Source organism: Rhodoferax sp. GW821-FHT10B06 (assembly GCF_059415605.1).
Map to the genome: position 1 here is coordinate 38,978 of NZ_JBWKNO010000026.1, position 16,719 is coordinate 55,696.

Below are 16,719 nucleotides of genomic sequence, written 5' to 3' on the forward strand. Positions count from 1 at the left end.
ACCCATGCTGAACAACACACCCCCTATCCAAGACCAGGTCGCCCTCGTAACCGGCGCCAACGCCGGCATGGGCTTGGCCACCGTCCGCGCGCTGCTGGAGGCCGGCTACCGCGTGGCCGCCACCGACCTGCACACCGAGCAGGTAGCCAGCGCCCTGGCCGCGCACGGCGACCGCCTGGCCTGCTTCGTCATGGACGTCAGCGACTACGCCCAGGTGCAGACCGCCTGCGACCAGATCGAGGCGCACTTTGGCCGCATCGATGTGTGTGTCAACAACGCCGGCTTCCTGCAGTACGCCAACTGCGAGCAAACCACGCCCGAGCTCTGGCACAAGACCTTGCGCATCAACCTGGACGGCGTGTTCTTCGTCAGCCAGCGCGTGGCACCGGGCATGAAGGCGCGCGGCTTTGGCCGCATCGTCAACATGTCGTCGTACGGCGCCAAGACCGGCGGCCTGTCGCCGCTGCCAGCCTATGCGGCCAGCAAGGGCGGCATCATTTCGCTGACCTTCAGCTTCGCCCGCGAATACGCGCCGTTCGGGGTCACCTGCAACGCGCTGGCGCCGACCTTCGTGAAGACCCAGATGCTGACCGAGCAGGTCAGCGCCGAGCGCCAGGCCGAGCTGCGGCAGAAGATCCCGGTCGGCCGCTTCTGCGAGCTGGAAGAGCTGGCGCACAGCGTGCTGTTCCTGGCGCATCCGCTCAGCGGCTTCATCACCGGCGAGGTGCTGGACCTGAACGGCGGTCTGCAGTTCGATTGAGGAATCTGCACAAAATATGCCGCCAGCGCAGATTCCACCTGCGTAAGCAGCTCCTATTTACATAGCATTGCAAGGCAGACACCTCCGGTTACATCCGGTGTAGACACCGTCCGACATCGGCTCTAGCATCCCTGGATGGATGGTTTCCACATTCCACAGGAGGCTTTATGCAAGTGCAACCTTATCTTTTCTTCAACGGCCGCTGCGAAGAAGCTCTGGCTTTTTACAACGAGGCACTGGGCGCCGAGGTCACCATGCTGATGCGCTATTCCGAAGCCCCCGGCGGCTGCCCAGAAGGCATGCTGCCACCGGGCTTCGAGAACAAAATCATGCATGCCAGCATGCGCGTAGGCGAAGCGGTGGTGATGGCCTCGGACGGTAACAGCACCGAGCCGGCAAGCTTCAAAGGCTTCTCGCTGTCGCTGGACGCCAAAGATGGCGCGCATGCCGAAAAGCTGTTCAACGCACTGAGCCAGGGCGGCCAGGTGCAGATGCCCCTGGGCAAGACCTTTTACGCGTCCAGCTTTGGCATGGTAGCCGACAAGTTCGGCGTGTCCTGGATGGTCATTGTGATGCCCTAGCAGGAGACACGCATGCTCTACACCGGCAGCTGCCACTGCGGCAAGATCCGCTTCACCGTGGACGGCGAAATCAAGGGCGCCATGGAATGCAATTGCTCGATCTGCGTGCGCAAGGGTTCGCTGATGTGGTTCGTGCCGCGCGAGCAGCTGCAGCTACAGACAGCCGAGGAAGACATGGCCACCTACCTGTTCAACAAGCATGTGATCAAGCACCACTTCTGCGCCAGCTGCGGCATCCATCCGTTTGGTGAAGGCGCCGACCCCAAAGGCAATCGCATGGCCGCCATCAACATCCGCTGCCTGGAGGGGCTGGACCTGGCGGCTATCCCGGTGCAGCACTACGACGGTCGCGCTGCCTGAGCCGGCTTACTGGCGCGCGGTGCGGATATTCGGCGGCGGCGTGCCGGGGTAGCTGGTGTGTTGTAACCGGAGCGCGCTGTGTCTGCTCTGCAGCGTTAACGGTCCTTAGACGTGCGAGCGCGAATGCCTGCTTGACTTCGTAGACCCGACGGTCAGCCTCAAAGGAAGATGCTGGCGATGCTTCATCGCAAACCTTGCATTCGCTGGCACCTGACTTGGCTACACGGCCTGCTTCGCGTCAAGCAGCGCAACTCGAGGGATTACTTCAGCAGACGGGTACAACTTCTCTAGTACGCCGATCACCTCATTTACAAGCTGGGCGTAGTCGGGCTCAACGGACTGCAGTGACCGATGCGCCATCCGCAGGATTCGATGCAGCCTGAAGACCGAACTGTTCTATCCTCGGGACTGGAAGAGAACCACCGTTGAACAATTCATTGAGGTGGTGGATTCCTACATCCGCTGGTACAACGAGAAGCAGATCAAGATCTCCTTGGGCTCTCTCAGTCCTATCGAATACCGGGTGAGCCTCGGGCTAGCGGCATAAAACCAGTCCAAGTTTTTATCCACCCCCCAATGGGCGCCCATGGCGTACTACCAGCTAACCCATTGGTTGGGTCATCGTCAGTTCAGGTGAGCACTCCGTACAATTTGCCTAGAGAGTTGCTTTGATTAATCAGATTCTCTCAAGAATCAGTGCAATGCCCTGACCCACACCAATGCACATAGTGCAGAGTGCATAGCGCCCGCCTGTGGCATGCAGGCGGTTGATGGCAGTGGTGGCCAGGCGGGCACCACTGGCGCCCAGCGGGTGACCGAGTGCAATGGCGCCGCCCCAGGCGTTAACGCGTTCGTCGTCATCCTGCAGACCCAACTGACGTAGAACTGCCAGGCCCTGCGCGGCGAATGCTTCGTTCAGCTCAATTACATCCAGCTGCGCCAGCGTCAGGCCAGTGAGGGTCAGCACTTTTTCGGTTGCGGGTGCCGGGCCGATGCCCATGATTCGCGGGGCTACACCGACAGTAGCCATGCCCACTACACGGGCGCGTGGTGTCAACCCGTGTTTGGCAGCGCTGGTTTCATCGGCTAGCAGAAGTGCGCAGGCGCCATCGTTCACGCCCGAGGCATTGCCCGCCGTCACCGTGCCGCCAGGGCGCACCACGGGCTTGAGTTTGGCCAGTGTTTCCATGCTGGTGGCACGCGGGTGCTCGTCAGTGTCCACTACGATGGCATCGCCCTTTTTTTGCGGAATGGTGACGGCGGTGATTTCACGCGCCAGATGCCCAGCCTTTTGGGCGGTCACAGCGCGTAGTTGGCTGAGCAGGGCCATGGTGTCCTGGTCTTCGCGACTGATCTGGAAGTCGGTCGCCACGTTCTCTGCGGTTTCGGGCATGGAGTCCACGCCGTACTGTTCCTTCATCAGCTTGTTGATAAAGCGCCAGCCAATCGTGGTGTCGTGCACTGCGTTGCTGCGGCTGAAGGCGGATTCGGCCTTGGGCATGACGAAGGGCGCGCGGCTCATGCTCTCTACGCCGCCGGCGATCATCAGGCCGGCCTCGCCGGACTTGATGGCGCGGGCTGCTGTGCCCAGGGCGTCCAAGCCCGAGCCGCATAAACGGTTTACTGTGGATCCAGGCACCACCAGCGGCAGGCCCGCCAGCAAACTGCTCATGCGTGCCACGTTGCGGTTGTCTTCTCCCGCTTGGTTGGCGCAGCCGTAGATCACATCGGTGACCGCAGCCCAATCAACGTTCGGGTTGCGCGCCATCAGCTCCCGGAGGGGAATGGCGCCGAGGTCATCGGCACGCACGCTGCTCAGGTCTCCGCCGTAGCGGCCGAAGGGGGTGCGAATTGCATCACAAATGAAAGCTTGGTTCATGGGGTGTTCGATACTGATTTATTTAACGTCGGCATTTAAACCTGGATGGGCAAGCCTACGAGACGCTCTAGTTCGTTGTGCTCCAACCCATCCACCTTGTCGATAAGCTTGAGACCCTGCGGCGTGCATTCCAACGTCGCCAGGTCGGAGTAGATGCGTTTGACACAGGCGATTCCGGTCAATGGATAGTTGCAGGCATCGACCACCTTACTTTCACCCTTTTTGGTTAAGAGATCCATCATCACCCAGGTCTGCTTGGCACCGATGGCCAGGTCCATGGCGCCGCCCACGGCTGGGATGGAGCCGGGTTCGCCGGTGCTCCAATTAGCCAGATCGCCGGTGGCGGAGACCTGGAAGGCACCCAGCACGCAGATATCCAGGTGGCCACCACGCATCATGGCGAAACTGTCGGCATGGTGGAAGAAGGCGCCACCTCTCAACAGCGTCACCGGCTGCTTGCCGGCGTTGATAAGGTCGTAGTCTTCCTCGCCGGCAGCGGGGGCCGGGCCCATGCCGAGGATACCGTTTTCGCTGTGCAGTACCACCTCTATGTGAGCCGGGATATGGTTGGCGACCAGGGTGGGTTGGCCAATGCCGAGGTTCACATAGGCGCCATCGTGGATGTCCTGTGCAACGCGCTGGGCGAGTTGGTCTTTGCTGCGTTTTTGGTAGTTGCTCATGGTGTGTCTCTGGCTCAGGCAGCTTGTTTGAAGCCACCAGCCTGGGTGGCCAAGTGGTCAATCTTCACGATCTTGGATACGTGTATGCCGGGCGTGACGATCGCTTCGGGGTCTAGGGAGCCCAGTTCCGCAATGGAATGCACAGTCGCGACGGTACGCTTGGCGGCGGTGGCCATCACCGGGCCAAAGTTGCGTGCCGCCTTGCGGTAGACCAGGTTGCCCCAGCGGTCGCCGCTTTCGGCCTTGATGAGGGCCACATCGCCGTAAATCGGGTACTCCAGCACATAGGGCTTGCCGTTGATGAACCGGGTTTCCTTGGCGCATCCGTCGGCGTTCCTGGCCAGCTCGGTGCCAAAGCCAGTGGGCGTGAAGAATGCACCGACACCGGCACCGGCCGCGCGCAAGCGTTCGGCCAGGTTGCCCTGGGGTACCAGTTCAAGTTCGATCTGGCCACTGCGGTATAGGCCGTCGAACACCTGACTATCAGCCTGACGCGGAAAGCTGCAGATGATCTTGCGTACCCGACCAGCTTTGAGGAGTGCAGCTAACCCGGTTTCGCCATTGCCGGCGTTGTTGTTGACTACGGTGAGGTCTCGGGCACCCTGTTCGATCAGACCCTCTATCAGTTCATTGGGAATGCCGGCAGTACCAAAACCACCGATCAGTACCGTGGCCCCGTCGTGGATACCTGACAATGCCTCGGTGACCGAGGCGGCGATTTTGTTGATCATGGTTGTACGCCGGTCTTGACGGGGTTGAGGACAAAGTCGTAGTTCAACGTGTAAAACGGCCGATCCATCGGAGTGCCGTCTGGAGTAGTTCCTGTTTCGTGTTTGACCCAGTCGGAAATCAATGTCGAGCGGACACCAAAGACTGCATCAGAATCCAGATACTTGTCATGGTCCCTGAATACATGGGTGATCAAGCGCTCAAAGCCTGGTGCCGCCAGCATGAAATGCAGGTGGGCCGGACGCCAGGGGTGGCGCCCTAGCGCGTCCAGCATGTCTCCGACTGGGCCATCGTGGGGAATCGGGTAAGGCTCTGCCAGGATGGAGCGAAAGTGGTAGCGGCCGTCGGCGTCGCTGACGAACCGTCCTCGAGCGCGATGTTCATGCTGCCCGGCTTCTGTTGGAGGGCGTTGAACGTCGTAGTAGCCGTCCTCGTCCGACTGCCATACGTCCATGGATACACCGGCCAACCCGTTTCCTTGCGGATCTGTAACCCTTCCTTGTACAAAACAAGGCTCACCTCCTGCGCCATTCGACATATCGGCCCCCAATGGATAGTCAGGAGCGCCTTCGATAAAAAATGGACCAAAAACAGTTGCCTCTGTGCATCCCGCAGGTTTGATATTGTTCTGCGAGGTCACCAAGGTAGATAAGCCCAGAACATCGGACAGGAGGATGAATTCTTGTCGAGCGTCATCGGTAATGTGGCCGGTGGCGGTCAAGAACTGAATTCCTTTGAACCACTCGTCTTCGGTCAGGTTAATTTCGCGCGCAAAGGAGTGAAGGTGTTGCACCAGGCTGGTTATGACCTGCCGGAGTCTGTCATCTTTACAGTTGGCGATGGATGCGAGGACGGCCTGTGTGATGGTGTCTTCGTTGATGTTGCGCATGGGCTTGTCTCCAATGGTGCTTATGCATTTGTACAGCCAATACGTTACTACTGCGTCCTGCGGAAAAAAATACTCTATAGTGAAATCAGTTTTCCACTAGATGGGGTAATCCGAAATGGACCGCTGGGCGCAAGTTGAATTTTTTGTACAGGTCGCAGAACTCGGGAGCCTGTCGCGTGCAGCGGAAAAACTGGATATGTCCAACGCGGCAGCAAGCCGTACCTTGCAAGCTTTGGAAGAGCGACTTGGGGCACGGCTGGTTGAACGGACTACACGGCGCCTATGGCTCACGGAGGTGGGAACGGTATTTCACCGCCGTTGTGTTGCCATGATGGCCGAGATGGCCGAAGCTGAGGCAGTTGTGCAAGAAACCAACTTGCAACCTAGCGGGGTGCTGCGGGTTACGAGTTCTGTGTCTTTCGCGATGATGCATATAGCACCAGGCTTGCCAGAATTTAATCGTCGCTATCCTCAGCTCAGCGTACAGATAGTGGCTGCAAATCGTTACCCTGACTTCATTGAGGCGGGGATTGATGTTGCCATCCGTACCCGCGAATACGAGGGCGATTCAGGAATTACGGTGCGCCGGCTTGCGCACACGCGCCGCGTGCTCGCCGGCTCTCCTGGGTATTTGAAGGAGCATGGGGCACCCAAGACGCCAGACGACTTGAAGCGGCATCGGTTGCTTGTCTATAACCTTGCGAATGACCCCTATGTGTTGCACTTCAGTCGTGGCGAGGAGCGATGCAACACCTCTATCACCAGTATGCTGGATTCAAATGAGGGCCAGGTAATCTGTGCTGCGGGTCTTGCCGGTTTGGGCTTAGTGATCCAACCGCTCTACATCATCTACGACGAGATCGTTGCGGGTCGTTTGGTGCCTGTGTTAACCGACTGGGAGCTCCCCTCGTTAACCATCAATTTTGCTTACCAAAGCAGGCGCCACCAACCCGCCAAAATTAGGGTGTTCACCGAGTTTTTTCTTCAACGATTTGAAGACCAAGAACTTGGAAAAAAATGGGCATCTTCGCTCCGTTAGCCGACCACGAATTTGGTCTTAACAATCTTTGCCGAACGCAGGCAGGATAGTCGTAAGACTAATAAGCGCTAGTGAATCCGGTGCCAAATTAGCCAAGGTGGCTGAAGTTTGCCACCATTGGTCCTACGTGAAACCCTTTGCAATTATTCCTGGTGAGCAGGTCTGATTGAATGACGGGCCTGACCATGTCGGGAAAGGATTGGGCAAGCAATACACGCCGCTTAACTTGCAATCCAGGTCAAGTCTTTCTTTTACTGTGGCGGCCGAAAACGGTGCCCCCAGACGCACATCCGATGTGAACACCCGTTCCACGACTTGATAAGTCGCAATTGTTGTGGGCCGAAGAATCGCGGATATCCAGCGACAAGCTGGAAATACATCGCAATGACTCTAGTAGCAATGGGTATCCCCGGTAAACGTATTCGGGTCAAGAAGTCGGCTTCACTGATATTTCCATAAACAGGAAAAGATATTTCCAAATACGCTCTTTTTTGCCGCTGGGTGTGAATATATAGTTGCGCTCAAGGTCAGTTAGCAAAGCAGAAATCAGGAGGCACGGAGCGAAATCTCCGACACGAAAATGGACAACCGAATCTTTCAACATGTTGCGGTACCGGGTGTTGGGACGCTATGCGCGGAGTCCATTGCCGCCTGTCCGCCTGGATTCAGCTATCGCAGCTGGGCGGGAGGCTAGGGTCATGATCAAACACATAGTCATGTGGAATGTGCGTGGCGAGACCGTCGAAGCGCGCCAGAAAGCGGCACTGTTTGTGAAGAGCCGGTTTGACACTTTGGTAGGTGTGATCCCAGGGATGAAATACCTAGAAATTGGTTTGGATGTGAGCGACGTCGACTATGCCTGCCATGTTGTCCTCTACTCTGAATTTGACTCCCAGGAAGCCCTTGATGCATATGCCTTGCATCCTGACCATTTAAGAATCCGCAAGGAGCTTGGAGACATCCGCACCTCTCGTCACCAAGTCGACTACATCGCTAAGGCTGAGTGATATGAGCATCAAAGATTTCATTTTCACGGCTCAGCCTTCGCGGGTGGTTTTTGCAAAGGGTTGCCTCGGACTCTTGGCTGAGGAGGTTAAGGCGCTGGGTGCACGCCGAGCATTGGTCTTGTGCACGCCTCAGCAGCGCGACCAGGCGCAGCTGGCCAATGACCTGCTAGGTGACATGGGGGCCGGGATTTTTGATCGTGCAGAAATGCATGTACCTATTGAAGTGGCGCGACGAGCTCGGGAGTACGCCAAAGCGGTTGATGCCGACTGTGCGGTTGCCATAGGGGGCGGATCAACCATTGGCCTGGGAAAGGCCATTGCACTGGAGTCCTCGCTGCCGATCATTGCAATACCTACAACTTATGCAGGCTCCGAAATGACACCGATTTATGGAATCACGGAGTCCGGAGCGAAGAAAACTGGGCGAGATATCCGCGTTCTTCCTAAGACTGTGTTGTATGACCCCAATCTAAGTGCGGGCTTACCAGTGGGAATGTCAGTTGTGAGTGGAATGAACGCCATAGCGCATGCAGCGGAAGGCCTGTACGCCAAAGACGGAAATCCCGTGATGTCGTTGATGGCGGAAGAAGGGATCCGTGCCTTGGCCAACGGGCTCAAGGGCATAGTTTTGAACTCATTCGATATGGATGCACGAAGCGAATGCTTGTATGGCACGTGGCTGTGCGGCACTGTACTCGGGCATGTGGGTATGGCTTTGCATCACAAGCTGTGCCATGTGCTTGGAGGAAGCTTCAATCTTCCGCATGCAGAAACCCACACCATCATCTTGCCGCATGCCCTTGCTTACAACACTGACGCCGCTCCAGAAGCGATGCAGCGGATAGCGAGAGCGCTGGGGGCATCCAGTGCGGCAGAGGGGGCATTCGACCTGGCTAAGCAATTGGGTGCGCCAACGGCTTTACGGGATATTGGACTCAAGGAAGCGGATCTGGAATCGGCATGCAAGATTTCGCTGTCCAACCCCTATTGGAATCCTAGACCCATCGAAGAGGAGGCGTTGATGATGCTTCTTCGACACGCTTGGACTGGTCAAAGGCCAATTACCTAAAGCCAGCGCCAAGATGGATATCGGCACGTGCAGTAGCCAACACCCACAAATTCACGATTTAAAAAGGAGACAGTCATGGGCAAGTTGATAGGAGATGAAACCAAATTCGGTGTGGCGTGCCTCGGTATTACCCACCCCCACACGTCTGGTCGCGTCAGAGCGCTGCAGCGCTTGTCGAATGCGCAGATGCTGGGCGCGTATGACGACAGCCCACTGCTCAAGCCATTCACAGAGGCGATGGGCATCGAGGCACGCAGCAAGCAGGACATATTGGACGATCCCAATGTGCATGCCATCTACGTGCATTCGAAAAGCAACAAGATGGCAGATTTGTCGATCGAGGCGCTAGAGGCGGGCAAAGCTGTACTCTGTGAGAAACCCGCCGGACGCAACTCCGCTGATGCACGGCGCATTGTGGATGCAGTGAAGCGCACCAACGGGATCTTGCAGGTGGGTTATTGCTGGCGCTTTTCACCAGCCGTGGATGCCATGCAGCACGCACTGCAAACGGGTCGCCTGGGCAAAGTGTTGCAGGTGCGTGCCCACGGAGGATGTTCACATGACGAGGCCGACACAAACCACATGAAGCAGCCGGAGGATATCGGTGGTGCGATGTTCGTAATTTCCTGCCATTTGTTTGATCGTGTCATTCACCACTTTGGTATGCCCCTGTCGGTGAATGCCCGGATCACCAAGTTTCCGGGGGCCATGGGACCCACATCACGCGAAGACGCGGCAGGTGCGGTACTCAACTATGCCGACAAGATCGTCGTGGTGGACTTCTTTTCGTGGGATCCGCTGCCTTGGCTGGAAACCTGGGATATCACCGCCTATGGCACAGAAGGTGTCATGCAGTCGTGCCCATCGCCCTCGAGTTATCGGATCTACGACAAGGGCAACCGCGGCGTGCCCGAGGGTTGGACCGAATGGAGCGAAACCAGTTTCCCTATCAACTGGGCTTCCAAAAAAACCGTGTACTCGCCGGAGCTGGCAGAAATAGGCAACCCAGTTTTCTTCGACCGCGAGCTCGCCGCCTTTCATAGATCCGTGCGCCATGGTGCGCCTGTGGTCATCCCCGCGACTCAAGCGCTCAACATCAGCACACTGATCGAAGCCTTGTTCGCCTCTTCTAAAAACGCTGGTGCAGAGGTCTTACTGTGAACACGACTACCCCCGAACTACTCGCCGCATACTGGACACTAGCCGGCGACGTCTATCCTGGCGCGCCGACCGAGGTCAGTGCCTTTTCGCTGCAGGAACGCGCAGCAGCTGCTTCCAAAGCGGGCTATACCGGTATGGGTATCGTCCATGCTGACTTGATGGCCAATGCTGCCAAGATGGGGTTTTCTGGCATCAAATCGGTGCTGGCGGACAACGGAATCCAGCACGTTGAAGTTGAATTCCTGTCCGACTGGTTCGTCGACCCAGCCGACCCTCGGCGCAAGGTTTCGGATCAGATGCGCCGTGAACTCTTCGAAGCCGCTGCCACTTTGGGTGCCCGGAACTTCAAGATTTCACCGGCACTGTTTGATGAAACCCCACCCAATATCCCCTTGTTGCGAGACGAGTTTGCGCGTTTGTGCGAAGAAGGGCGGCAAGTTGGAACCGATGTCGTCATCGAAATGATGCCCTTCACCAACGTCAAGACGATCGACACCGCCATGGCCATCATCGCCGGAGCCGACCAATCCAACGGAGGGCTTCTGCTGGACATTTGGCATCTGGAGCGTGGTGGCATGGATTGCAGCGAAATCGCAAAAATTCCAGCGCGCTTCTTGAAAGCCATTGAGCTCGATGATGCAGACAAGGACGTGGTGGGAACGTTGTTTGAAGACACCCGCTTTGGTCGACGGCTGTGCGGTGAAGGCAGCTTCGATTTGCCAGGTTTCATCAAGGCGGTCCGCGCCGCTGGTTTTAGCGCACCTTACTACGGTGTTGAAATCATCTCCGAAGCCTTTCGAAAACAACCACTGGATGTGATGGCGCGCACCTCTTTCGATAGCACCATGCGCCTTTTCAAAAATCTGGCCGTCTAATTTTTACCTGGAGACTTTCAAGATGATTCGAGTTGCTGTACTGGGTGCGGGTCGCATCGGACAAATCCACGCGGCCAATGTTGCCGCCAATCCCCGCGCGACACTGATCGCTGTCGTCGACCCTGTTGCAGCCGCGGCAGATGCTTTGGCTGCTACGTTGGGCTGCGAGGCATCTACTGATGCAGCGGTAACGATTGCTCGCGCCGATGTGGATGCCGTGGTGATCGGCACACCTTCCGATACCCATGCCCACCTGATGCTGCTCGCAGCACGGGCTGGCAAAGCGGTGCTGTGCGAGAAGCCTGTGGACAATGATCTGGCCAAGGTGGATGCCGCCATTGCGGAGCTCAAGCAACTGAACGCCAAAGTCATGATGGCCTTCAACCGCCGTTTCGACCCCAGCAACGTCGAGCTGCGCAAAGCCATCGATGCGGGTCAGATTGGTGATGTCCGTCAGGTCATCATCACCAGCCGTGACCCAGGCTTGCCACCACGTGAATATGTTGCCCACTCGGGTGGAATTTTTCGCGATATGGCCATTCATGATTTCGATATGGCACGCTTTCTTCTTGGCGAAGAGCCCACCGAGGTGTATGCCAAGGCCAGCCGCGTGGTCAACAAGGCGCTGATGGAAGAGTTCAACGATTACGACACTTTGATGGTGGTGATGCAGACCGCATCTGGCAAACAGTGCCACATCAACTGCTGCCGCGAAGCGGTGTATGGCTACGACCAGCGTTTTGAAATTCTCGGCTCCACCGGAATGCTGATGAACGACAACCTGCGACCCAGTACCGTGCGTCGCTACAACGCGACCGAGACCGAAGCCCTACCGCCTCTGCTGAATTTCTTTCTGCAGCGCTACACGGATGCCTACCGTAATGAGCTGGATGCCTTCTTAAAAGCACTGCAAGAAGGCAGTGCGATGCCCACCACGCCGTGGGATGGCCGCCAGGCATTGCTGCTGGCCGAGGCCGCGATGGAATCGGTAGCTACCGGTCGATCTGTCGCTGTGTAGGCACAGCTACAAGCCCACTTTCGAATCACACCCCGAGGGACGGCTCGGGGTGCGGGAGAACCTTTTCCGTCCGCAGCCTATTTATCAAAACCATTTGGAGACAAGTATGAAAGTCAATCGCAAAATCCTAGTCACCGCCATGTTGACCGCCGCTAGTTCCGCCTCCATGGCGCAACTCGTTGGTGTTAGCTGGTCCAATTTCCGCGAAGAACGCTGGACCACCGATGAAAAAGCCATCAAAGACCAACTTGCCAAATCGGGTGCAACCTATGTGGCGGCAGATGCTGCAGCATCCCCGGAAAAGCAGTTGGCAGACATTGATGGTCTGATCAGTAAAGGAGCCAAGGTCTTGATGATCCTGGCGCAGGATAAAGATGCTATTGCTCCAGCACTGGCTAAGGCAAAGGCCCGGGGTATCCCCGTCATTGCGTATGACCGCCTTTTCGAGTCACCCGAGGTTTTCTATATTTCCTTCGACAACAAGGAAGTCGGCCGTTTGCAAGCACGGGCCATCTACGCAGTGAAGCCCAAAGGCAATTACGCGATGATCAAGGGTGCGTCTACCGACCCGAACGCCAACCTGCTGCGCGAAGGTCAGCAAGAGGTGCTGGCTGAAGCCCTCAAGAAAGGCGACATCAAAATTGTTGGAGAAGAGTACACCGACGATTGGAAGCCAGAAGCCGCACAGAAAAACATGGAGCAGATTCTGACGAAGGCCGGTGGCAAGGTGGATGCGGTAGTGTCATCCAATGACGGCATGGCTGGCGGCGTCGTGGCGGCATTGTCGGCGCGTGGCTTGACCGGTGTACCAGTCTCAGGCCAGGACGGCGACCATGCAGCACTAAACCGCGTTGCATTGGGAACGCAAACCGTGTCGGTGTGGAAGGATTCGCGTGAATTGGGCCGCGAGGCTGCAATCGTGGCCGTGGCGTTGGCCAAAGGTCAGCCGGTCCAGGGAGCGTCGATGTTCAACGGTGGCGAAAAGAAAGTCAGCATGAACTCCATCCTGCTCAAACCCCAGCCGATTACCAAAGACAAGCTGGATCTGGTCATCAAGGGTGGTTGGATCAGCAAGGATGTTGCATGCAAGGGCGTTGACAAAGCCACAGGGCCCGCAGCCTGCAAATAACGCGCAATTGCGCGGGCTGATGGCGCCGCGAATCGCATCGTCGACGCTGTCAGCCGATTTTCATCTTTAACCATATTGAGGCATCCACATGCGATCCCTACGAGAAAAACTACAAATCAGCACGCTTGACCTGCGGCTGCTCATCATGGCAGGAGTGTTGGTGGCGATGGCATTGTCATTCCATGCGGTCACCGGCATATTTTTGACCCCTGAAAATCTGTACAACGTTGCCCAGCAATCGGCCGTGGTGGGTATTGTTGCCGCGGCTGTGGGGTTGGTGATTGTTTCCAGGCAAATCGATCTGTCGGTCGGATCTGTTATGGCAACCGTTGGCGTCGCAATGGCGTTCCTCATGTACAGCAAGGGCTGGCACTGGGTACCAGCCAGTTTGATTGGCCTGGTGCTGTCGTTGGCCATCTACCTGTATCAGGGGTGGCTAACCGCCTATCTCGGAGTGGCATCGTTTGTAGTGACTTTGGGCGGATTGGTCTCGTTTCGTGGTATTGCATTTCTGTTTTCTGATGGCCGTACACAGCCCATCACGGACCCAACTTTTTTACTGATCGGTGGCGGGCTGGATGGTGCGATTGGTGTCACTGCCAGTTGGGTCGTTGGTTTACTGGCTAGTACATTGATTCTGTGGAACATATTTCAGCGCCGCAGCGCTTCTGCTCGACATGGGTTGGCGACCCGACCACTGATCGTGGAGCTCGCATTTGCAGGGTTTTTCGTGGCGATCATTCTGGGTTTTGTTGCAGTCATGTGTGCTTACCAAATACCGAGTAAGAAGGTCCCACAAGGCATACCTAATCCGGTCTTGATATGGGCTGTGGTGGTGGCTGTGATTGCCTTCATCATCAATCGCACTGCGTTCGGGCGCTATATCTTTGCCATAGGCGGCAATCCTGAAGCTGCCACCCTGGTTGGCATTCCGGTCAAATGGGTCACTCTCAAGACCTTTCTGCTGCTGGCTGTGATGACCACGATCGCTGCCATGGTCGCCATATCCCGCTTGAACGCCGGAACGGCTTCGCTGGGGACCGGTATGGAGCTGTATGCGATTGCTGCCGCCGTAATCGGTGGGGTGGCCCTGGCCGGGGGCAGTGGCACGGTGTTGGGCACTGTGCTGGGGGCGCTCATCATCCAGTTTTTGGAAAGCGGCCTGCTGCTGCTCGACGTGGGTGTTGGGCAGCGCTTGGTCATCATTGGTCAGGTGTTGATCGTTGCCGTTGTTTTTGATGTGGTCTATCGTCGTGCAACCGGAGAGCGTCTATCATGAGCCAAACTACCCTAACCCCCTTGGTGGATATTACCAACGTCAGCAAGGCCTTTGGCGGTGTCCATGCGGTGGAACGTGTCAGCGTCAAACTCTACCCTGGCGAAGTGGTTGCGCTACTAGGGCACAACGGTGCGGGCAAGTCCACACTGATGAAAATGCTGGCTGGTGCCTACCCTATCGACAGTGGCGAGATTTCCATCAATGGGCAAGCGGCCAAAATCGAAAGTCCCTCAGACTCGCAAAATCTGGGCGTCGAGACTATTTACCAGACGCTTGCATTGGCCGACAACCTAGACAGCGTCGCCAACTTGTTTCTGGGCCGTGAATTGAAGACCCGCTGGGGGACGTTGGACGACTACGCGATGGAAAAAGCAGCCCGCGAAGTATTCCAGCAACTGAATCCCAATTTCAAAAACATTCGCGTGCCCGTGCGTTCACTATCAGGTGGCCAACGCCAAGTCGTTGCAATCTCCCGGGCCATCTACTTCAAGGCGAAGGCTTTGGTGATGGATGAGCCTTGTGCCGCATTGGGTCCGGAGGAAACTCGTATGGTTCACGAGCTAGTGCGTAAGCTCAAAGCCAACGGTGTAGGCATTTTTCTGATTTCTCACGACATGCCAGATGTATTCGGTTTGTCCGATCGTCTGTGCGTGATGAAAAACGGCAAAACTGTGGGAACCTACCGAACTTCCGAAGTGACCGAGGATGAAGTCTTGGGAATGATTATTGCCGGCAAGAAAGTGACACGTATTCCTGAAGTGCATGAGTTGTCGTGATAGACGGGTGATGCGCAAGGACGTTATCTAAAGATAAATAGTTATTTCATTCTTAGGCCGTCCTGAATAGCCGAGTGCTAGCACCGCTCGGCTTTTTTTGCACCAGGATATGCTGTACTTCACTGAATTACATCTCGAATGTTGCTGCATACCGCGACGAACTTAATCTGTAGCACCTTAAATGGACGGCGCAAAGTATGTAGTCCCGACGGACTTTTCATGCATTGAGCACGCTAATGAAATCGATGTCTTACGCTCGGCTCGCCCGATGGACTTTATTTGCTCCAGTCACGTGACTTGATTATTATTCTGGGTAATTAAAGTCGTAAGCATGCGATGTGCTTCGTAGCGTTCCAGTAAGCACTCTGACAGATGCAGGGCCACGCCGACGATGGACCCGCTTCGGACCGCGTCGGAGCGGGAGCCGCGGGAGACTTACACGCCATGAGAAATGCAGCCGCCAGGCACCACGCTACACACTTCACCGTAGCCCTTGCGTTAGCCTGCAATGCTGTAAACACGGCATACGCGCAAGACCAGACGGCTGAATCTGCTACCGCAGAAAGCGCGACTCCGGCTGCCTCCGCGGAGGCAGCCGCCGAATCCACCGCGCAACCCAAAAACTATGTGCTGCCGACGCTGGAAATCCTTGGGTTCGACTTTCTGCTGAACCGTTTCAACCGTCGCTTCGGCAGCAGCCGCGACGATTACGACGTGAGCCTGGAGTCGATCCGGCGTAACCTGCGCAGCAGCTGGGGCGTGGATGATGACCCGTTCAAGACCAACCAGCTGGGCCATCCCTACCAAGGTTCGATGTATCACGGTTTCGCCCGCTCCGCCGGCTTCAACTACTGGGAGTCGCTGGGGTACACCTTTGCCGGCAGCGCCGCGTGGGAGATCGCCGGCGAGAAAACGCCGCCCTCTCGCAACGACCAGGTCTCCTCGGGCATAAGTGGCACTTTTCTGGGTGAGGCCTTGTTCCGCATGTCCAACCTTGTGCTGGAAAAGGGTGACAACGTTCCGAGCTTCTGGCGCGAAGCGGGCGCGGCGATGATCTCACCGTCCACCGGCTTTAACCGGCTGCTCCAGGGTCGCCGCCTGGACACGATCTTCGCTAGTAACAATCCGGCCTATTACAGCCGCCTGCAAGTCGGACTGATGGGCACGGCACAAAACGTTCCGGGCACCTCGACCCAGGTCAAACGCAACGAGGCGCAAGTCGATTTCTCGCTGGACTATGGCTTGCCGGGCAAGGACGGTTATAGCTACCGCCGACCCTTTGACTATTTTTCGTTCCAGGCCACGGCCTCCAGCGCCAATGTGTTCGAAAACGTCATGACGCGCGGGTTGCTGCTGGGTAATGATTACGCGGTTGGCAAGAGCTACCGCGGCCTGTGGGGCCTCTACGGTAGCTATGATTACATCTCGCCGCAGGCCTTCCGCATCTCGAGCACGGCGCTGTCGCTGGGGACCACTGGCCAATGGCGG

At 56.8% G+C, this 16,719-nt stretch carries 17 protein-coding genes and 1 pseudogene; 14 read left to right on the forward strand and 4 right to left on the reverse strand.

Features of this window, described 5'->3' with window-relative positions; genetic code table 11:
• The first annotated feature begins 4 nt into the window (after positions 1-4).
• The 4 genes and pseudogenes from AC07O2_RS25110 to AC07O2_RS25125 all read left to right on the forward strand — a co-directional run.
• Positions 5-760, forward strand: a complete 756-nt coding sequence (locus AC07O2_RS25110) for an SDR family NAD(P)-dependent oxidoreductase (protein ID WP_495234849.1) — start codon at positions 5-7, stop codon at positions 758-760.
• 167 nt (positions 761-927) lie between these two features.
• Positions 928-1,341 (forward strand): VOC family protein, encoded by a 414-nt coding sequence (locus tag AC07O2_RS25115; RefSeq protein ID WP_495234850.1) that lies wholly within the window; start codon positions 928-930, stop codon positions 1,339-1,341.
• A 12-nt stretch (positions 1,342-1,353) separates the two neighbouring features.
• On the forward strand, positions 1,354-1,701 hold the full coding sequence (locus AC07O2_RS25120; RefSeq protein WP_495234851.1) for a GFA family protein: 348 nt from the start codon (positions 1,354-1,356) through the stop codon (positions 1,699-1,701).
• A 340-nt stretch (positions 1,702-2,041) separates the two neighbouring features.
• Positions 2,042-2,248, forward strand: a pseudogene (locus AC07O2_RS25125) (IS3 family transposase); the annotation flags it as partial.
• A 129-nt stretch (positions 2,249-2,377) separates the two neighbouring features.
• Here AC07O2_RS25125 and pcaF read toward each other — a convergent pair.
• Genes pcaF through AC07O2_RS25145 form a run of 4 tightly spaced genes read right to left on the reverse strand, consistent with a single transcriptional unit; the run spans position 2,378 to position 5,878 of the window.
• Positions 2,378-3,580 carry a 3-oxoadipyl-CoA thiolase gene (pcaF, locus tag AC07O2_RS25130; RefSeq protein ID WP_495234852.1) on the reverse strand — a complete coding sequence of 401 codons (1,203 nt, stop codon included), beginning with the start codon at positions 3,578-3,580 and terminating at the stop codon, positions 2,378-2,380.
• Positions 3,581-3,615: 35 nt separating this feature from the next.
• Positions 3,616-4,260, reverse strand: a complete 645-nt coding sequence (locus tag AC07O2_RS25135) for a 3-oxoacid CoA-transferase subunit B (RefSeq protein ID WP_495234853.1) — start codon at positions 4,258-4,260, stop codon at positions 3,616-3,618.
• 14 nt (positions 4,261-4,274) lie between these two features.
• Positions 4,275-4,991 (reverse strand): 3-oxoacid CoA-transferase subunit A, encoded by a 717-nt coding sequence (locus AC07O2_RS25140; protein WP_495097888.1) that lies wholly within the window; start codon positions 4,989-4,991, stop codon positions 4,275-4,277.
• Positions 4,988-5,878 carry an intradiol ring-cleavage dioxygenase gene (locus AC07O2_RS25145; RefSeq protein ID WP_495234854.1) on the reverse strand — a complete coding sequence of 297 codons (891 nt, stop codon included), beginning with the start codon at positions 5,876-5,878 and terminating at the stop codon, positions 4,988-4,990. Before AC07O2_RS25145 ends, AC07O2_RS25140 begins: the two co-directional genes overlap by 4 nt.
• A 115-nt stretch (positions 5,879-5,993) precedes the next feature.
• Between AC07O2_RS25145 and AC07O2_RS25150 the strand changes: the two genes are divergently transcribed.
• The 10 genes from AC07O2_RS25150 to AC07O2_RS25195 form a co-directional block, all read left to right on the forward strand.
• Positions 5,994-6,917, forward strand: coding sequence for a LysR family transcriptional regulator (locus AC07O2_RS25150; protein WP_495234855.1), 924 nt, complete (start codon positions 5,994-5,996; stop codon positions 6,915-6,917).
• A 698-nt stretch (positions 6,918-7,615) separates the two neighbouring features.
• On the forward strand, positions 7,616-7,924 hold the full coding sequence (locus AC07O2_RS25155; RefSeq protein WP_495234856.1) for a Dabb family protein: 309 nt from the start codon (positions 7,616-7,618) through the stop codon (positions 7,922-7,924).
• 1 nt (position 7,925) lies between these two features.
• Complete coding sequence (locus AC07O2_RS25160; RefSeq protein ID WP_495097884.1) at positions 7,926-8,993, forward strand: maleylacetate reductase; 1,068 nt, start codon at positions 7,926-7,928, stop codon at positions 8,991-8,993.
• Between the two features lie 75 nt (positions 8,994-9,068).
• Positions 9,069-10,154: a Gfo/Idh/MocA family protein gene (locus tag AC07O2_RS25165; protein ID WP_495234857.1), complete on the forward strand. Its 1,086-nt coding sequence runs from the start codon at positions 9,069-9,071 to the stop codon at positions 10,152-10,154.
• Complete coding sequence (locus AC07O2_RS25170; RefSeq protein ID WP_495097882.1) at positions 10,151-11,029, forward strand: sugar phosphate isomerase/epimerase family protein; 879 nt, start codon at positions 10,151-10,153, stop codon at positions 11,027-11,029. Before AC07O2_RS25165 ends, AC07O2_RS25170 begins: the two co-directional genes overlap by 4 nt.
• Before the next feature lie 22 nt (positions 11,030-11,051).
• On the forward strand, positions 11,052-12,047 hold the full coding sequence (gene iolG, locus AC07O2_RS25175; RefSeq protein ID WP_495234858.1) for an inositol 2-dehydrogenase: 996 nt from the start codon (positions 11,052-11,054) through the stop codon (positions 12,045-12,047).
• A gap of 106 nt (positions 12,048-12,153) precedes the next feature.
• A complete protein-coding gene (gene xylF / locus AC07O2_RS25180; RefSeq protein WP_495097880.1) occupies positions 12,154-13,176 on the forward strand; it encodes a D-xylose ABC transporter substrate-binding protein in 1,023 nt (340 codons plus the stop codon).
• A gap of 88 nt (positions 13,177-13,264) precedes the next feature.
• Positions 13,265-14,455 carry a sugar ABC transporter permease gene (locus AC07O2_RS25185; RefSeq protein ID WP_495097879.1) on the forward strand — a complete coding sequence of 397 codons (1,191 nt, stop codon included), beginning with the start codon at positions 13,265-13,267 and terminating at the stop codon, positions 14,453-14,455.
• Positions 14,452-15,231, forward strand: coding sequence for an ATP-binding cassette domain-containing protein (locus AC07O2_RS25190; protein WP_495234859.1), 780 nt, complete (start codon positions 14,452-14,454; stop codon positions 15,229-15,231). Before AC07O2_RS25185 ends, AC07O2_RS25190 begins: the two co-directional genes overlap by 4 nt.
• 444 nt (positions 15,232-15,675) lie before the next feature.
• Positions 15,676-16,719, forward strand: a 1,044-nt coding sequence (locus tag AC07O2_RS25195; RefSeq protein ID WP_495234860.1) for a DUF3943 domain-containing protein, incomplete at its 3' end; no start/stop codon positions are given.

Excerpts from the sequence above, each read along its gene's own strand:
- AC07O2_RS25160 (WP_495097884.1), top strand. The coding sequence starts at position 7,926 with ATGAGCATCAAAGATTTCATTTTCACGGCTCAGCCTTCGCGGGTGGTT.
- AC07O2_RS25185 (WP_495097879.1), top strand. The coding sequence starts at position 13,265 with ATGCGATCCCTACGAGAAAAACTACAAATCAGCACGCTTGACCTGCGG.
- AC07O2_RS25190 (WP_495234859.1), top strand. The coding sequence starts at position 14,452 with ATGAGCCAAACTACCCTAACCCCCTTGGTGGATATTACCAACGTCAGC.
- AC07O2_RS25155 (WP_495234856.1), top strand. The coding sequence starts at position 7,616 with ATGATCAAACACATAGTCATGTGGAATGTGCGTGGCGAGACCGTCGAA.
- pcaF (WP_495234852.1), bottom strand. The coding sequence starts at position 3,580 with ATGAACCAAGCTTTCATTTGTGATGCAATTCGCACCCCCTTCGGCCGC.
- AC07O2_RS25140 (WP_495097888.1), bottom strand. The coding sequence starts at position 4,991 with ATGATCAACAAAATCGCCGCCTCGGTCACCGAGGCATTGTCAGGTATC.
- AC07O2_RS25165 (WP_495234857.1), top strand. The coding sequence starts at position 9,069 with ATGGGCAAGTTGATAGGAGATGAAACCAAATTCGGTGTGGCGTGCCTC.
- xylF (WP_495097880.1), top strand. The coding sequence starts at position 12,154 with ATGAAAGTCAATCGCAAAATCCTAGTCACCGCCATGTTGACCGCCGCT.
- AC07O2_RS25135 (WP_495234853.1), bottom strand. The coding sequence starts at position 4,260 with ATGAGCAACTACCAAAAACGCAGCAAAGACCAACTCGCCCAGCGCGTT.
- AC07O2_RS25120 (WP_495234851.1), top strand. The coding sequence starts at position 1,354 with ATGCTCTACACCGGCAGCTGCCACTGCGGCAAGATCCGCTTCACCGTG.
- AC07O2_RS25115 (WP_495234850.1), top strand. The coding sequence starts at position 928 with ATGCAAGTGCAACCTTATCTTTTCTTCAACGGCCGCTGCGAAGAAGCT.
- AC07O2_RS25150 (WP_495234855.1), top strand. The coding sequence starts at position 5,994 with ATGGACCGCTGGGCGCAAGTTGAATTTTTTGTACAGGTCGCAGAACTC.
- AC07O2_RS25110 (WP_495234849.1), top strand. The coding sequence starts at position 5 with ATGCTGAACAACACACCCCCTATCCAAGACCAGGTCGCCCTCGTAACC.
- iolG (WP_495234858.1), top strand. The coding sequence starts at position 11,052 with ATGATTCGAGTTGCTGTACTGGGTGCGGGTCGCATCGGACAAATCCAC.
- AC07O2_RS25145 (WP_495234854.1), bottom strand. The coding sequence starts at position 5,878 with ATGCGCAACATCAACGAAGACACCATCACACAGGCCGTCCTCGCATCC.